Source organism: Albirhodobacter sp. R86504, from assembly GCF_042466415.1.
Taxonomy (GTDB): domain Bacteria; phylum Pseudomonadota; class Alphaproteobacteria; order Rhodobacterales; family Rhodobacteraceae; genus Albirhodobacter.
Genome location: NZ_JAXHCH010000002.1, coordinates 418,363 through 434,020 on the forward strand (window position 1 = coordinate 418,363; position 15,658 = coordinate 434,020).

Annotated in this window: 13 protein-coding genes; 8 read left to right on the top strand and 5 right to left on the bottom strand. The window is 60.7% G+C overall.

Features of this window, described 5'->3' with window-relative positions:
• Positions 1 to 39 precede the first annotated feature (39 nt).
• A complete protein-coding gene (katG, locus tag SJY32_RS04080) occupies positions 40 to 2,217 on the bottom strand; it encodes a catalase/peroxidase HPI (protein ID WP_376877565.1) in 2,178 nt (725 codons plus the stop codon).
• Between the two features lie 97 nt (positions 2,218 to 2,314).
• Between katG and SJY32_RS04085 the strand changes: the two genes are divergently transcribed.
• The 3 genes from SJY32_RS04085 (at position 2,315) to yghU (ending at position 5,041) form a co-directional block, all read left to right on the top strand.
• Positions 2,315 to 3,226 (top strand): LysR substrate-binding domain-containing protein, encoded by a 912-nt coding sequence (locus tag SJY32_RS04085; protein ID WP_376871900.1) that lies wholly within the window; start codon positions 2,315 to 2,317, stop codon positions 3,224 to 3,226.
• 196 nt (positions 3,227 to 3,422) lie between these two features.
• Positions 3,423 to 4,115, top strand: coding sequence for a DsbA family oxidoreductase (locus tag SJY32_RS04090; RefSeq protein WP_376871903.1), 693 nt, complete (start codon positions 3,423 to 3,425; stop codon positions 4,113 to 4,115).
• A gap of 56 nt (positions 4,116 to 4,171) precedes the next feature.
• Positions 4,172 to 5,041: a glutathione-dependent disulfide-bond oxidoreductase gene (gene yghU, locus SJY32_RS04095; protein WP_376871906.1), complete on the top strand. Its 870-nt coding sequence runs from the start codon at positions 4,172 to 4,174 to the stop codon at positions 5,039 to 5,041.
• 93 nt (positions 5,042 to 5,134) lie between these two features.
• Here the strand turns inward: yghU and SJY32_RS04100 are convergent, their stop codons facing one another.
• Positions 5,135 to 5,470, bottom strand: a complete 336-nt coding sequence (locus SJY32_RS04100) for a cupin domain-containing protein (protein ID WP_376877568.1) — start codon at positions 5,468 to 5,470, stop codon at positions 5,135 to 5,137.
• Between the two features lie 290 nt (positions 5,471 to 5,760).
• Here SJY32_RS04100 and SJY32_RS04105 point away from each other — a divergent pair, with 290 nt between their 5' ends.
• Positions 5,761 to 6,537, top strand: coding sequence for a transglutaminase family protein (locus tag SJY32_RS04105; protein WP_376871908.1), 777 nt, complete (start codon positions 5,761 to 5,763; stop codon positions 6,535 to 6,537).
• Positions 6,538 to 6,615: 78 nt separating this feature from the next.
• Here SJY32_RS04105 and SJY32_RS04110 read toward each other — a convergent pair whose 3' ends face one another.
• On the bottom strand, positions 6,616 to 7,236 hold the full coding sequence (locus SJY32_RS04110; RefSeq protein ID WP_376871911.1) for a TIGR02466 family protein: 621 nt from the start codon (positions 7,234 to 7,236) through the stop codon (positions 6,616 to 6,618).
• A 127-nt stretch (positions 7,237 to 7,363) separates the two neighbouring features.
• On the opposite strand from SJY32_RS04110, the gene SJY32_RS04115 reads away from it, so the two are divergent.
• Complete coding sequence (locus tag SJY32_RS04115; protein WP_376877570.1) at positions 7,364 to 8,008, top strand: glutathione S-transferase N-terminal domain-containing protein; 645 nt, start codon at positions 7,364 to 7,366, stop codon at positions 8,006 to 8,008.
• Positions 8,009 to 8,139: 131 nt separating this feature from the next.
• Here the strand turns inward: SJY32_RS04115 and SJY32_RS04120 are convergent, their stop codons facing one another.
• Positions 8,140 to 8,379, bottom strand: a complete 240-nt coding sequence (locus SJY32_RS04120) for a DUF1127 domain-containing protein (protein ID WP_376871914.1) — start codon at positions 8,377 to 8,379, stop codon at positions 8,140 to 8,142.
• A gap of 346 nt (positions 8,380 to 8,725) precedes the next feature.
• Entirely contained in the window at positions 8,726 to 9,676 is a 951-nt protein-coding gene (locus tag SJY32_RS04125; protein ID WP_376871916.1) for an MYG1 family protein, read from the bottom strand.
• A 399-nt stretch (positions 9,677 to 10,075) separates the two neighbouring features.
• On the opposite strand from SJY32_RS04125, the gene SJY32_RS04130 reads away from it, so the two are divergent.
• From SJY32_RS04130 to SJY32_RS04140, 3 genes are read left to right on the top strand one after another with little or no spacing between them, the layout of a single operon-like run.
• Entirely contained in the window at positions 10,076 to 11,200 is a 1,125-nt protein-coding gene (locus tag SJY32_RS04130; protein WP_376871919.1) for an efflux RND transporter periplasmic adaptor subunit, read from the top strand.
• Positions 11,197 to 12,462, top strand: coding sequence for an efflux RND transporter periplasmic adaptor subunit (locus SJY32_RS04135; protein ID WP_376871921.1), 1,266 nt, complete (start codon positions 11,197 to 11,199; stop codon positions 12,460 to 12,462). Before SJY32_RS04130 ends, SJY32_RS04135 begins: the two co-directional genes overlap by 4 nt.
• Positions 12,462 to 15,518: an efflux RND transporter permease subunit gene (locus SJY32_RS04140; RefSeq protein ID WP_376871923.1), complete on the top strand. Its 3,057-nt coding sequence runs from the start codon at positions 12,462 to 12,464 to the stop codon at positions 15,516 to 15,518. The genes SJY32_RS04135 and SJY32_RS04140 overlap by 1 nt, the downstream gene beginning before the upstream one ends.
• The last annotated feature ends 140 nt before the right edge of the window (positions 15,519 to 15,658 follow it).

The following is a 15,658-nucleotide window of genomic DNA, read 5'->3' on the forward strand; positions in this document are numbered from 1 at the left end:
GGGTCTTTTGAACGGGCGGGTTTCCTCGCCCGATGTGTGTTACGCCGTCAGATCAAAGCGATCTGCATTCATAACCTTGGTCCATGCGGCCGCGAAATCGCGGATGAAATATGGCATCGCATCGTCTTGCGCATAGTATTCCGCGTACGAGCGCAGGATCGAGTTCGATCCGAACACCAGATCAATCCGCGTTGCGGTCCATTTAACGGCCTGCGTCTGGCGATCGCGGATCTCGTAGAGACCATTGCCCACCGGAACCCATGAGTTCGCCATATCGGTCAGATTGACGAAGAAATCATTGGTCAACGCGCCTGCGCGGTCGGTGAAGACACCGTGCGCCGTGCCGCCGTAGTTGGTCGCCATGGCGCGCATCCCGCCCGTCAGAACAACCATTTGCGGTGCGGTCAGGCCCATGAGCTGTGTGCGATCGAGCATGAGCTCTTCCGCGCTGGGCGTGTAGCTGCCCTTGAACCAGTTGCGATAACCGTCATGCAGTGGCTCCAGCACGTCGAACGAGGCCGCATCGGTTTGCTCCGCCGTTGCATCGCCGCGACCCGGTGCGAAGGGAAGCTCCAACGAGACGCCCGCCGCTTTCGCCGCCTGTTCGACGCCGTAGTTCCCCGCGAGCACGATCACATCCGCGACCGATACGCCGAACTGCGCTGCGATCGGTTCCAACACATCCAGCACGCGCGCCAGACGGGCAGGCTCGTTGCCTTCCCAATCCTTTTGCGGAGCCAGACGGATGCGGGCACCATTCGCGCCGCCGCGCATATCAGAGCCGCGATACGTGCGCGCACTATCCCAAGCGGTGTTGATCATATCGGTGTTCGACAGGCCGGAGGCCGCAATCGCCGCCTTGACCGCCGCCACATCGTAATCCGATTTGCCAACCGGGATAGGATCTTGCCAGATGAGATCTTCCGCCGGAACGTCTGGCCCGATGTAACGCACCTTCGGCCCCATGTCGCGGTGGGTCAGCTTGAACCAAGCGCGGGCGAATGTGTCTTTGAAATAGGCAGGGTCCGCCATGAACTTCTCGCTGATCGCGCGGTAGGCGGGATCCATTTTGAGAGCCATATCGGCGTCTGTCATCATCGGGTTGTGACGGACCGACGGATCGCTTGCGTCGACCGGTTTGTCTTCTTCCTTGATGTCGATCGGTTCCCACTGCCAAGCGCCTGCGGGCGACTTGCGCAATTCCCACTCATGTCCGAACAGCATCTCGAAGAAGCCCATGTCGAACTGGGTCGGATGGGTCGTCCACGCACCTTCAAGCCCCGAGGTGACAGCATTGGAGGCCTTGCCGCCCATTTTGTCATTGCCCCAGCCAAAGCCTTGCGCCTCGACATCGCCGGATTCCGGATCAACCTGCAACGCGCCCGCATCGCCATTCCCGTGCGTTTTCCCAACGGTGTGACCGCCTGCGGTCAGCGCGACGGTTTCCTCGTCGTTCATCGCCATCCGTGCGAAGGTCTCACGCATGTGAAGCGCTGTCTTGAGCGGGTCAGGCTGGCCGTTGACGCCTTCAGGGTTGACGTAAATCAGACCCATCTGCACCGCCGCGAGCGGGTTTTGCATGGTGTCTGGCTTGCCCACATCGGCGTAGCGTTCATCGGATGGCGCGAGCCATTCTTTTTCGGCGCCCCAGTAGATGTCTTGCTCTGGGTGCCAAAGATCTTCGCGGCCAAATGCGAAGCCGAAGGTTTCCAACCCCATGGTTTCGTAGGCAATGTTGCCTGCGAGGATCATGAGATCCGCCCAGCTCAGCTTGTTGCCGTATTTCTTCTTGATCGGCCAGAGCAGGCGACGCGCCTTATCAAGGCTGGCGTTATCCGGCCACGAGTTGAGCGGCGCAAAGCGCTGCGTGCCCGACCCGCCGCCACCGCGACCATCGGCCAGACGGTATGTGCCCGCCGAGTGCCACGCCATCCGGATCATCAGACCACCGTAATGGCCCCAATCTGCCGGCCACCACGACTGGCTGTCATTCATCAGCGCGCGCAAATCAGCTTTCAGCGCCTCGACGTCGATCGTCTTGACCGCATCCCGATAGGAGAAGTCTGCGCCTGTCGGGTTCGATTTTGTATCGTGCTGGTGCAAGATGTCGAGGTTCAGCGCATTTGGCCACCATGTCGCGTTCGATGCGACTGCAAGCGTATTGCCGCCGTGCATAACAGGGCATTTGCCTGTCGGCTTGATGTCGTTTCCGTCCATTGGGATCTCCTCAGTCATCTATGATTCCTCGTAACCTTAGCAGGGTTTTTTGATAATAATAAATTGCATTATCTTACGTAGTTGATAAGTTTATCTGATGTTAGCATTGTCCATGAAACATCTTCGCTACTTTGAGTCCCTCGCACGGCTGCGCCATTTTGGCCGGGCGGCGGAGGATAGCGCCATTTCGCAACCTGCATTGTCGATGCAGATCAAGGAGATGGAGGCACTTATCGGCGCCCCCCTCGTGGAGCGCGGGACCCGCCAGATCCGGTTGACCGCCCTTGGCGAGGATTTTGCCACGCGAATTATTGAGATTTTACGACAGGTGAACGAGTTAGAAGATCTGGCCCGTGCATCGCAAAGCCCGCTGCTCGGGCGGTTGCGCATCGGGGTCATTCCGACCGTCGCCCCCTATCTGTTGCCCGCGATTGTTGCGGATTTGACCAAACGCTATCCGCAGCTTGATCTGCGTCCGCGCGAGGCTGTGACCCAAAAGCTGATTGCCGATATCTCCGAGTCTCGTCTCGATGCGGCCATCGTGGCGTTGCCGGTATCGGAGGCGAGCTTGGAGGAAGTGGTTTTGTTCGAGGAGGAGTTCGTTCTCGTGCGGCCCCAATCCGAGGCGGGCGCGCCGGTGCCCGATGCCAAAAGCCTGCGCGAGATGCGGTTATTGTTGCTGGAGGAAGGGCATTGCTTCCGCGATCAGGCGCTGGCGTTTTGTAAAATGTCTTCCGCCGCGCCGCGCGATCTGATGGAGGGCAGCTCGCTTGCAACCTTGGTGCAGATGGTTGGCGCGGGGATCGGCGTGACATTGGTGCCCGAGATGGCGCTGGGTTTGGAGACGCGCAACGCAGAGGTCTCGATTGCGCGGCTCGCGGCGCCCCGACCGACGCGCAAGATTGGGATGGTCTGGCGCAAGAGTAACCCGCTCGCGGCAGAATTTGGGCGGATCGCGGAGCGTGTGCGGGAGATTGGCGTGGAAAAAGCGGCCCGACTGGCGCCGTAACCATGCCGGTATTGCAAAGGGGCGGGGGCAGGGCTGCACAGCGCATGTGCGCTGCCTCACCCGAGCGAGCGGCATCTTTTCTTGAAGCCGCGACAACCTGCCCCCATATTTGCCTCAACGATGCGCCGTTTTGGGCGATCTTTCGCATGAGTTGACGGATCGGCCTTTGGTGCGACCTCTAAAATCAGGATACCAGATGACCAATTCCACTGAGACGACGACGTCCCCGCTTCGTATCGATATTGTCTCCGATGTTGCCTGCCCGTGGTGCGTGGTGGGCTACCGCCAGCTTGCCGCAGCGTTGGAGGCATCAGGGCAGGAGCACGAAATCCATTGGCATCCTTTCGAGTTGAACCCGAACATGCCGCCTGAGGGCGAGAATATGGTCGAGCATATCGCCCGCAAATACGGCACGACGATCGAGCAATCGCGCGAGAACCGTGCGCGGATCAAGGCGGCAGGTGCGCAGGTTGGGTTCGAATTCGCCTTTGATGATGCGATCCGGATGCACAACACCTTTGATCTGCACCAGCTTTTGACTTGGGCGAGCACGATGGACGATGGCGCGGCCAAGCAGCTTGCCTTGAAAGAGGCGCTGTTCTCAGCCCATTTCACCCGCCATGCACAGATCGCCGATCGCGAGACGCTTGCCGATATCGCGGCCTCGGTCGGGCTGGACCGCGCTGAGGCGCTTGCCGTGTTGGATGACCAGCGGTTTGCGAATGCGGTTCGCGAGGAGGAAGGATTCTGGCAATCGCAGGGGATCAATGGCGTTCCCGCAATGATCTTTGATCGCAAGCATTTGGTCACCGGCGCGCAAGGTGTCGAAAACTACACGCAAATCCTGTCGCAGCTAGCGCAGCTACGGGCCGAACAGCCGCAAGCGTAACATGGGTTAGGCCGGTTCGGTTTTCAAAATAATCTCATTCGAGAAAAGGATATACGATGAGCGATAGTCAGAACTATGTGCCGCCAGCGGTGTGGGTATGGGATGCGGAAAACGGTGGCGCTTGGGCGTCGGTGAACCGCCCGATCTCGGGGGCGACGCGCCAAGAGGAATTGCCGCGCGGGAAGCATCCGCTCCAGCTTTATTCGCTGGCGACGCCCAACGGCCAAAAGGTCACGATCATGCTCGAGGAACTCCTCGCGTTGGGAATTTCGGAGGCGGAATATGACGCGCATCTGATCCGGATTGGCGAGGGCGATCAATTCACGAGCGGCTTCGTCGAGGTGAACCCGAATTCGAAAATTCCGGCGCTGTTTGATACCGATACCGGAAGCCGCGTGTTCGAATCTGGCGCGATTTTGCTCTATCTGGCCGAGAAATTTGGCCAGTTCTTGCCTGCGTCCGGCCCCGAGCGGACGGAGGTTCTCAACTGGTTGTTCTGGCTGCAAGGTTCGGCGCCTTATCTGGGCGGCGGGTTCGGGCATTTCTATGCCTATGCGCCCGAGAAGTTCGAATATCCGATCAACCGGTTTGCGATGGAGGTAAAGCGTCAGTTGCACCTGCTCGACACGCGTCTGGGCGAGACACGGTATTTGGGCGGCGACACCTATTCGATTGCCGATATGGCGACATGGCCATGGTATGGCAATCTTGTGCGCGGCGAGGCGTATAACGCGGGCGAATTCTTGCAAGTGCAGGAGTATAAAAACGTGCTGCGTTGGGCGAACGAAATCCGCGCGCGTCCTGCGGTGGAGCGGGGCCGGATGGTCAACCGGATGAACGGGCCGCTTAGCGAGCAGCTTCACGAGCGGCACGATGCGAGCGATTTCGATCTGCGGACGCAAGACAAAATCGCGCCAAAACTCTGACGTTGTACGGATTGTCTCGGCGAAGATAGGCCCGCGAAAGGGCTTGAATAGACGCCGCCGAACCACGCAGTTCGGCGGCGTCTCGCATTTAGATCAATCGCGTAGCAGAATGACGTAATCCTTGCGGGTGGTCTCGATCACTTCCCAGACCCCTTCGAACCCTGCGGGCAAGGTGAAGCTGTCGCCGGCCGTGACCTCCCACGTATGTCCCGAATTATCGGTGATGCGTGAGGTGCCCGACAAGATACGGCAATACTCCCATTCGTCATATTTGATTCGCCATGCGCCGGGGGTCGATTCCCAGATCCCGCAATACAGGCCGCGATCCTCGGTGAGGTTCCATGTGCGGTGCACGGGATCCCCCGATACGAGTTTGCTCGCGTCGGGGCGACTGGTTTCCATCGTGTCTGCCAATGGCACCACACGCATCAATTGCAAGGTCGTCGACGTCGCGTCCGGCTGAGCGCCGTCTTGGGACGTCGGGTGAGGTTCGTTCATCTGTGGCTCATCCGTTTTGAAAGGTTGTGCCACCCAATCATGCAGGCTGGTTTGACACAAGCGCCCGCCGTAGGGGAACCCGTTGTTGGGCGGGTCTCCCCCCTTTCGAGGGGCCGCGAACTGGGGTATCAACGGGGAACGGAAAACGGCAAGCGATCCAAATCGGACGTGGCCTCAAACTCCCCCCACAGACTTATGCTTGCGAGCAGATCGGACCCCTGATGCGCTTTGATATTGATGTTTCCCTTGCCTACCGGATCATTGATACGAAGGTTCTGTTAGCGGTTGAGGCCGCACAGACGGCAGTGCAGACTGTTTTGCACTCCTCCCTCGAGATTGACGGCGCGGAGATCACGCGCCTCAAGGCCGAGGATGGGATCGCGACATGGGTTTGGGCGCATCTGCCTGCGGGGGATATGACGCTTCGCTACCGCGCGCAGGTCGAGATATCGCGATCCGAGCCGGCGCTTGAAGGGTTGCGAGCGGATGCGCCGGAAGATTTGCCGTTTGGCGCGCTCACCTACATGCGGCCGTCGCGGTATTGTCAGTCGGATATGCTGGAGGGGTTCGTGGCGCGCGAATTCGGAGGCTATGAGGGCGGCGCAAAAATTGCTGCCATCCGTGATTGGGTGCGGGCGGCGCTGACCTATCGGCGCGGGGCCTCCAACTCGGCAACGACGGCGCTCGATACATTCGACAGCCGCGAAGGGGTCTGCCGCGATTATGCGCATCTGGTCTGCGCGCTGTCGCGGGCGGCCTTCATCCCGGCGCGTTACGCGGCCGTCTACGGCAGCGAAGTCACCCCGCCGGATTTCCACGCGGTCGCACAGGTTTGGCTTGAAGGTGCGTGGCATTTCGTTGATGCGACCGGGATGTGCCGCGCCAGTAATCTTGCGTTGATTGCAGTCGGGCGCGATGCCTGTGAAGTGGCGTTCATGGAAACGGAATCCCATGCGCAAATGCTGCGCCAAACGGTGACGGTCACGCAGATCGGGTAGGAAGCGGGTCTCTAATGCTCAATGAAAAAGGCCGGCGCGTCGCCGCACCGGCCTCAAGCAAAAAGAGACGCTGTGAGGTTACTCCCAGCTGTAATTGAAGCTGACGCTGATGCGATCATCTTCGGCCATGTTGAGCGGCACTTCGTGGCGCAACCAGCTTTCCCAGAGCAAGACTTCGCCCACTTTGGGCGCGATCGGGATATGGCTACGCAATTCGCGGCGGGCATCTTGGGTGCGGGTTGGGGCCGCCATCATCATCGCGAGCCGAGGATCTTCGAGCTTCAGCGCGCTCGTGCCTTCGGGCATCGCGACATAGGTCGTGCCTGAAATCACGCTATGGGGATGGATATGCGAGCCGTGGCTTCCGCCTTCGGGCAGGATGTTGATCCATAGGCTGTCGAGCTTGAGGGATTTCTCGCCAAGATCGAATTGCAAATCTTGTGCGAAGGCTGCGACGTGTTTGTCGAGCAGTGTGACGAGATCTTTGAAAATCGGGAACCGCCATGGCAAATCGCCCAGCGATGCATAGCTTGTATAGCCCGGATAGGCGTTTTTCTCGCACCATTCCTGACCCGCTTCGTCATCTTCCGCGATGGCGTAGCAAGAGGCGGCGAGTTCATCCGTATCGACGGCCTTCCCATGTTCGGAAAGATCGGCGCGATAGAGGCGGGTGGCGAAAAGCAATTCAATATGTGACATGCAGACGTTCTAGCGCAGGTCGTCTGCGGTGGCGAGAGGCGGCAGTTGGGTCGGTGCGTGATTTGTGCGATGAAGCGAAGGACCAGACCAAACTTCGAGGATTTCCACTTTGCTTGCCTCCGATCCGATGCCCCATACGCTGCCTGTTCTCTATTCCTTCCGGCGTTGCCCGTATGCGATGCGGGCACGGTTGGCTCTTTTGAGCGCGGGCGAGAAGGTTGCCCTGCGTGAGGTCGTTTTGCGCGCGAAACCGGCGGCTTTTCTTGCGGCGTCTCCCAGTGGTACGGTTCCGTGTCTGGTGACAGATCAAGGGGTCATTGATGAGAGCCTCGATATCATGCGCTGGGCGCTGGCGCGTCGCGATCCGCAAGGGATGATCGGCGCGCAGGGCGCGACATCGGCGGACTGGATCACGCGGTGCGACGGGCCGTTCAAATCCGCGCTGGACCGCACGAAATATGAATCGCGCTATCCCGAGTGTGACGCGGATGCGCAGCGCGCGCTTGCGGCCACGTTTTTGACCGACCTTGATCGTCAGATCGGCGCGGGGGAGTGGATCTTTGATCGCCAAAGCCTGACGGACCTCGCGATCGCGCCCTTTGTCCGACAATTCGCCGCGATTGATGCCGCGTGGTTCGCAGCGCAGCCTTGGCCATCGTTGCAGGCTTGGCTGGCGCGGTTTTGCGCGGCGCCGGCGTTTGAGCGGATCATGCAAAAATACGCGCCGTGGGAGCCGGAGGCCGATGTGGTGATTTTTCCGCCTCAAGCTTGACGGGCATCTGGCGGAGCTATGTGCGCAGCGCAATAAAAAAGGAGCCGCGAGGCTCCTTTGATCTTCATACGCAGAGGGGAGGTCTGCGCTATCTTGTGTCGAGCTGCCCGAGAGGGCGGCCCGCGCGGATCTTAGAGATCGCCGCGAACAGCTTGCGCGATGTTGCCGCGCGACAGGCCGATATCATTCAGCTCGTGGTCGCTGAGGCTTTCCAGAAGCGCGATCGTGCGGCGCTGCTGCCATGCGTCGTTAGCCTTGGAAAACACCGCAGCGATACGCGCAGCGATGGAAACATGTTCGAGTGCGATCGATTGGGTCATCATTGCCATGGGAGGGCTCTTTCGTTTTAATTGCGCTTCTTGCGCGGTCATGTCGTTGCTTGTGAAGCTTATATAGTGAGCAGTTTGAAAACTCCAATGCTGAGCCGGTAGTGCCGCCATGCGGATGCCGCATGGCTAGCGCTATCAGTCATGCCGCAGTGCAGAACGCTTGGCGAGACTTAGGCTCGCTATATGCATTTGATAAATATATGAAATATCGGTTGCGTCTGCGCGGTTTCTGCACGCGCAAAGCGCTTGTTGCCCGCGTTTGCGTCACGGAAGTGTCATCTCGAGGCGGAGGGTAAAACGCGTTGCTATGCGCCGGATGCGAGTCGCGCCACAGGTGGGGGCGCGACTCGATTATAATCTGGGTCTTGGCTGTGTTCGCTCCGGGCGCTCAGCTTTGAGCAGGTGTTTCTTGCGCCAAAGCCTCGCGCACCGCGATCTGCGCCATCGCGAGCGCCGCCTCGCGGCTGGTCGCGGCGGCGATAAAGCGGCCGTTGTGACAGAAGCTTGCGCCCTGAACGCCGCTCGCCGCTTCGAGATCGGCCCCGGTCAGACCCGCCCAGCTTGCCGGAAGATCGGCGCGCAGTGCAAAGCCCTCGTCCTCTTTGCGAATGCCCCCAAGGGCCCAATCCTTGCCGCGCGGATTGATAACGAACAGCAGATGATCCGCCCCCGCTTTAATCACCGCAGGGCGGAATGGCATCCCCATGGGCAGTTCCAAAATATGGCCGTCGCCCGCGGCCGTGATCGCGTCTTGCACCATGACTTCCGCGCGCAGTTTCGCCGCGGACCGCGCGATGCGTGCCTCAACAAACGCGCGCGCGATGGTCAGCGCCAGCTCGAAGGCCTGCGTCTCGGCTTGCGGATCAGTTTCGTCGAAAACGGGCTTAAGTGTCTCGAGAAGGCCCGGCAGTGTCATCCCCGAGAGCTGTCCGGCGGAGGAGGGGCTGAGCGCACCATTGTCCACCAGATCGATCGGCAGGACGAAGCCTTTGTCGAAATTCGCCCAGACGGTCTCGATATGCTCTGGCGGTACACCGAAAGCGGCAAGATAGGCGTGGCCGTAATGCTTCCAGATCAGGCCGAAGGAGCTATAGGGCTGGCCGTCCTCGCGCAGGGGGGCGCCGCGCTGGTGGTGATCGAAAATCTGTGCCTGTTCGTCATAGATGCCGCCGACGTCGTAGATGATACGGTCCTCGGCAGGGGTGATCCAGTCCGGCGCACGCGAGCGTTTGATTTCGGCCTGCGGGAACAGGCGGGTGAGGATCACCGATGACATCAATTCATCGGCGTGAAATCCGCCGTTATGGGTGACGAGATACGTAGGGGAGGGCGTTGTCATAAGGGGGCTTCCATCGCGGCATGAGGGCGCGCCCTGGGGAGGGCAGGCAGGATATCTAGCCGCGCAATAGCTGCTTTTGCCGGCCAAGCCAACCAACTCGACCAAAGCGGCGCAGGTGTTTGCGGGGCGGTTGGTGGGCGCGAGGTGACCAAGGCCTGTCTGCGGCCGCCAGTTGACGGATGCCGGTCTGCTCGGCATACAACCTGCGGAAGATTGGCCCCGCCTCATATTAGGGCGCGGGGATATGACGCGGCGTTGCGCGCGGCATAGTTTCTAAAGCGTCTTGATTTAAATGCGGGGCCTTGTGATGAATGCGAGGGCTGAACGAACGCGCGCCTTAATTCTGCCCGCGTCAGGTGGCACAGGGCTTTTGAACGCGCGATACGGAGGGCAAAGGCGATGAACGCATCACTCTCAATGGGTAAGACCGGATCAGACGGTCGCGGCCCTTCAACGGTGGCGCTATGTGTCTCGCTATCCGCCGCAATCGCCTTCGGTTGGCCGGGTTCGGTCCTTGCGCAAGACGCACCGCAGGCTCTGCCAGTGGGTGTCGTGACGGCTGAACGCGCGCCGGTGATCCATCTGCACGAGATCAGCGGCACGATTGCGGCGGCGGAAACCTATACGGTCGGGTTTCGCGACGGTGGCAAGGTGATCGCGCTGGAAGTCGAAGCGGGCGATCATGTCGAGGCAGGCGAACTCATCGCGAAGGTGGATAGCGTGCAAGCCGACGCCAGCGCGCGCGCGGCATCGGCAGGTCTGGTCGCGGCGGAGGCTTCGCTGCGGCAGGCGCAACTGACGTTTGACCGTGCGGAGGGTTTGGCGAAATCGGGGGCGGGGACGCAAGCGGGCTTGGATGCGGCTCGCCAGTCTTTGTTTGCGGCGCGCTCGGCCCGGGATCAGGCGGAGACGCAGTTGGAGAAAGCGCGCCAAGCGCAGGCCGACACAGTGATCCGTGCGGATACGATGGGGATCGTCACGGAGCGTTTCATTGAGGCAGGACAGATCGTTGGCGCGGCGCAGCCGGTGGTCGAACTCGCCCGTGACGGATTGCGCGAGGCCGTGTTTTACGCGCCCGACACATCCGATCTGGAGGAGATTGCCGCGCGATCCGTATCGCTGCGGATGCTGGATGGCACCGATATCCGGTTACGCGCAGAGATTTCGGAAATTGCACCGCTGGCCGATGCGCAGACGGGGACGGTGCGCGTAAAGGCGCGTCTGTCCGAGAACGAGCGTGTGCCGCCGCTTGGCACCGCCGTCGCAGGGCAGGTGCGATGGGAGAGTGCGCCTGTGATTTCGTTGCCCGCAAATGCCATCGCATCGAGCGCGGAGGGGCCAGCCGTCTGGGTCTTGGACCCGCAAACATCGCGGGTGCATATGGTGCCCGTCGTTTTAGCGCGCCACGAGGCGGACACGATCGCAATCGCGTCCGGGGTTGAGATAGGCGAACTCATCGTGACGAACGGATCGCAATTGCTCTATCCCGATCGGCTGGTACGAATTTTGGAGGCCGAGGAATGACATATCCTTCCCAGTTCGGAGCGCGTGATCTTGCCCCTCAAAGGGCAGATGCCGGCGCGCACCCGTTTTTGGCTCTGGCGGGGGGGCTGTTGATGGCCCTGTTCGCGGGGGCCGGCGGCGCAGTCGCGGCGGGCGATGCGGGGGAGGCCCCGCAGATCGCGAGCGAAGGCACAGAGGCGCCGCGTCCGGTGGTGACCGAATTCGTGCGGGAAGCGACGCGTGATATCCGCGCTTTCCCGGGCTTGATCGCTGCGCAGACCGAGACATCCTTGGCGTTTCAAACGGCGGGACGGCTTGCGTCGCGCCCTGTGTCCGTGGGCGACCGCGTGTCGCGCGGGGCGACACTGGCCACGCTTGATCAAGTCACCTTAACGCAAGATGTTGCCGCTGCCGAGGCGGCTGTGCGCGCCGCGCAAGCGACGGCGGAGCTCGCAGAGCAAAGTCTGGCGCGTGTGCAGGCCTTGTCAGAGCGCGGGGTTGCGGCCGCCAACCAGCTCGAGGCCGCGCAGGCGCAAAACGAGTCCAGCGCCGCACAAGTTCTCGCGGCGCAGGCGGACCTTGTTAAGGCACGTGATGCCGCCAAATTCGCCGTATTGCGCGCGCCCATCGCGGGCATCGTTACCGCGACGCCGGTTGAGCCGGGGGTGATGATCTCTGCGGGCAGCACCGTGATGACGCTCGCCGCGGAAGCAGGCCGCGAAGCGGTCATCGATCTGCCGAGCGAAATGCTGCCGCTCTTGTCAGCGGGCACCGAATTTACCCTGCAACGCCGCGCGGAGACGCATAATCCGTCCCCCGAGGCGGTCTCTGGCCATCTGCGGCTGATTGAGCCTCTTGCCGACGCGGGAACGCGGACGCGCAGAATTCGTGTGTCGCTCGATGAGGTTGCGGATGGGATGAGGCTGGGCAGCCTTGTTATGGCGCAGGTCGATAGCGCGGCGTTTGCGGGCCTCACCGTTCCGCGCAGCGCGATCTTGGAGGGGCGCGTCGAGGTCGAGGGCGTTGCGGGGCCGATGGTTTGGCGTGTGCGCAAGGACAAACGCGAGGCGGAAGCGGTCGCGGTGGATCTTGGCGATACGTTTGATATGCCGTTGACGGTGCTTGATCCTGCGGCTGTGACCGGCGCGCAAGGGGCATCGCGGCAAAACGGGATGGACGACCGCGTGATCGTGTATGACGGTTTGATGGAAGGCGATGAAATTCTAACGCGCGGGGTTCATTCCGTGCGGGCGGGCATGGCATTGGGCGCGAGGGTAGAATGATGCGTGGGTTCAATCTTTCGGACTGGGCGCTCAAGCATCGCTCGCTGGTTTGGTATATGATTCTCGTGTCCCTGGTGGCAGGGGCGTTCAGCTATACATCGATGGGGCGCGAGGAAGACCCTTCCTTCACCATCAAGGTTATGGTGATTAGCGCGGCTCTGCCCGGAGCCACGGCGGAGCAAACTGTTACGCAAGTCACTGACCGCATTGAGAAAAAGCTACAAGAGCTACCAAATCTCAAGATGACCCGCTCTGAAAGCTATCCAGGCAGCGCGGTCGTTTATGTCGAGTTGACGGACCAGACACGGGCGCGCGAGGTCACCGAGACGTGGCAAACCGTCCGCAATATGATGGCCGATATCACCCCCGATTTCCCCGATGAATTTGCCGGTTTCTCCTTCAATGACAACTTCGGGGATGTTTACGGCAATATCTACGCCTTCACGGGGGATGGTTTCAGCCCGCGCGAGATGAAAGATCATGTTGAGCAGGTACGCTCCAAGATCCTTGCGCTGCCTGATATTGGCAAGGTCGAACTCATCGGTACGCAAGATCCCGTCGTGCATCTGGAATTTTCCGCGCGCAGGCTTGCAAGCCTTGGGTTGAGCCAATCGGTCGTGATGCAGACGCTGGCCGCACAAAACGCCATCGTGCCGTCTGGTATTGTGCGCCCCGGCAATGAACAAATCGCGGTGCGGATGACGGGGCAATTCGGCTCCGCCGCCGACCTTGCTGCGGCGCCGCTGCGTGTGGGCGAGACCTTTTTTACCCTAGCGGATGTTGCATCGGTGACGGATGGCTATGCCGACCCGCCCTCTGCGTTGATGCGCTACCGCGGGGAGCCGGCCATCGGGCTGGCGGTCGGGATGAAGGCGGGCGGCAATATCCTCGAGTTCGGCGAGGGTCTGACGGAGGTCATGGCGCAGGTTCAAGGCGAATTGCCGCTGGGCGTGACGGTGCATCTCGTGTCGGATCAACCGCATGTTGTCGAGGACTCTGTCGGGCATTTCTTGAAAGCGTTGGTTGAGGCGGTGTTGATCGTGTTGGCGGTCAGCTTTATCTCGCTGGGCTTGCGGGCAGGACTTGTCGTGACGATGACGATTCCGTTGGTTCTGGCGATGACATTCGTCATCCTCGAACTGATCGGTGTGACGCTGCAGCGAATTTCGCTTGGGGCGTTGATCATCGCTTTGGGACTTTTGGTGGATGACGCGATGATCGCGATCGAAACCATGATTTCACGCATGGAGCTTGGCGAGAGCCGGACCAAAGCGGCCTCTTATGCGTGGACGTCGATTGCATTCCCGATGCTGACGGGGACGCTCGTGACGGTTGCGGGGTTTATTCCCATCGGATTGAACAGCTCGCAAGCGGGTGAATATACAATCTCGCTCTTTTACGTCATCGCGATTTCGCTGCTGTTGTCTTGGGTTGTGGCGGTGTTGTTCGCGCCGTTATTGGGGGCCACGTTCCTACCAGCAAAAATGGCGCACCATACGCAGAAAATCGGCCGTTTACGGCGCGGTTTTCACGCTATCTTGCGCCGTTCGATGCGGTTCAAATGGTTGACGATTGCGGTGACGCTGATCGTCTTCGGGGTCTCTTTGTTCGGGATGCGTTTTGTCGAACAACAGTTCTTCCCGACGTCGGACCGTCCCGAAATCCTGATCGATATCACGACGCGCCAGACGTCCAGCTTCGGCGCGACAGATCTTGCGCTGGCGGAAATGGATAGCTGGCTCGCCACGCGGGATGAGGCGCTCTATTGGACAACTTACGTGGGCCGGACTGCGCCGCGCTTTGTCCTGACACTCGATATGCTGACGCCTGCATCCTACATCGGGCAGATCGTGGTTATGACGAAGGATCTCGAGGCGCGCGATGCGTTGCGGGCGGCGATTGACGCCCATGCCAATGAAGTTTCGGGCCATGAGATCTACGCGAAATATCTGGAACTCGGGCCGCCGGTGGGCAAGCCGGTGCAATACCGGATCTCCGGCCCCGATCAAGCTGTGTTGCGGGATGTGTCGCGCGATCTTGCGGCGCGTTTGTCGGAAGATACACGTCTTGCCTCGATCACGGTCGACAGTGCCGAGCCTGCGCGCGTGGTGCGGGTCGTTCTGGATCAGGAGCGTCTGCGCCAAATGGGGTTGACGCAGACGGATGTCTCACAGGCGCTCTACTCGCTCTATGATGGTTCGACCGTGACGCAGATGCGCGACGGCGACACGCTGGTGAATGTGATCGCGCGCGGCGATGAGCAGGACCGGGCCTCCGTCACTGCCCTTGAAACGTTGCAGCTGACGAATGTCGCCAATATCCCGATCCCGCTAAGCTCCTTCGCGCGTCTGGAATGGGATTTGGAAGCGCCCGTCATCCGTCAGCGCAACCGTGTGCCGACCATCACATTGAAGGCGGCAGTCATCAGCGATGACCAGCCTGCGACCATCGTGGCCGATCTTGCGAGCGTGATTGACGCGGCGCGGGCCGATCTTCCGGCAGGCTACCGGATCGAGGTCGGTGGCGTTGCGGAGTCGAGCGGTGAAAGCCAAGCGCCGATCCTTGCGGTTGTGCCTGTTATGCTACTGATTTTGCTGACAATCGTTATGGTGCAGATGCAGAGCTTCCGGTTGATGTTTATCGTGCTTGCCGTGGCGCCTCTCGGGTTGATCGGGGTTGTCGCGGCGCTCTTGCCGGCAGGTGCGCCATTGGGGTTTGTCGCAATTCTGGGCGTCTTGGCGTTGTTGGGGATCTTGATCCGCAACGCGATCATTCTGGTTGCTGAGATTGAGGCGCTGGTGGCACGCGGCGCAACGCGCTGGGCGGCAGTTTTCGAGGCCTCTGACAGTCGCGCCCGCCCGATCTTGCTCACGGCGGCGGCGGCGAGCCTCGCCCTGATCCCGATCGCGCGGCAGGTGTTTTGGGGCCCAATGGCCTATGCGATGATGGGGGGCATTATCGCGGGCACTTTGATCACACTGCTGTTCGCGCCGGCGCTTTACTGCGCCGTGTTCCGCCTCAGCCCGTCTGACGAGACAAAAGCGCCAAACGCCTAATCAGCGCGTCGCTTGCCGTCTCCGCGACCTTAAACCGGCCCTGCAGCGTCATGCGGGGCCGGTTTTTCTTCCTGAAAGGGGGCGCCAATCGCGGTTTCAGATCGTAGAACCCGTCTGATCGGGCGGGATTATCATCGCTG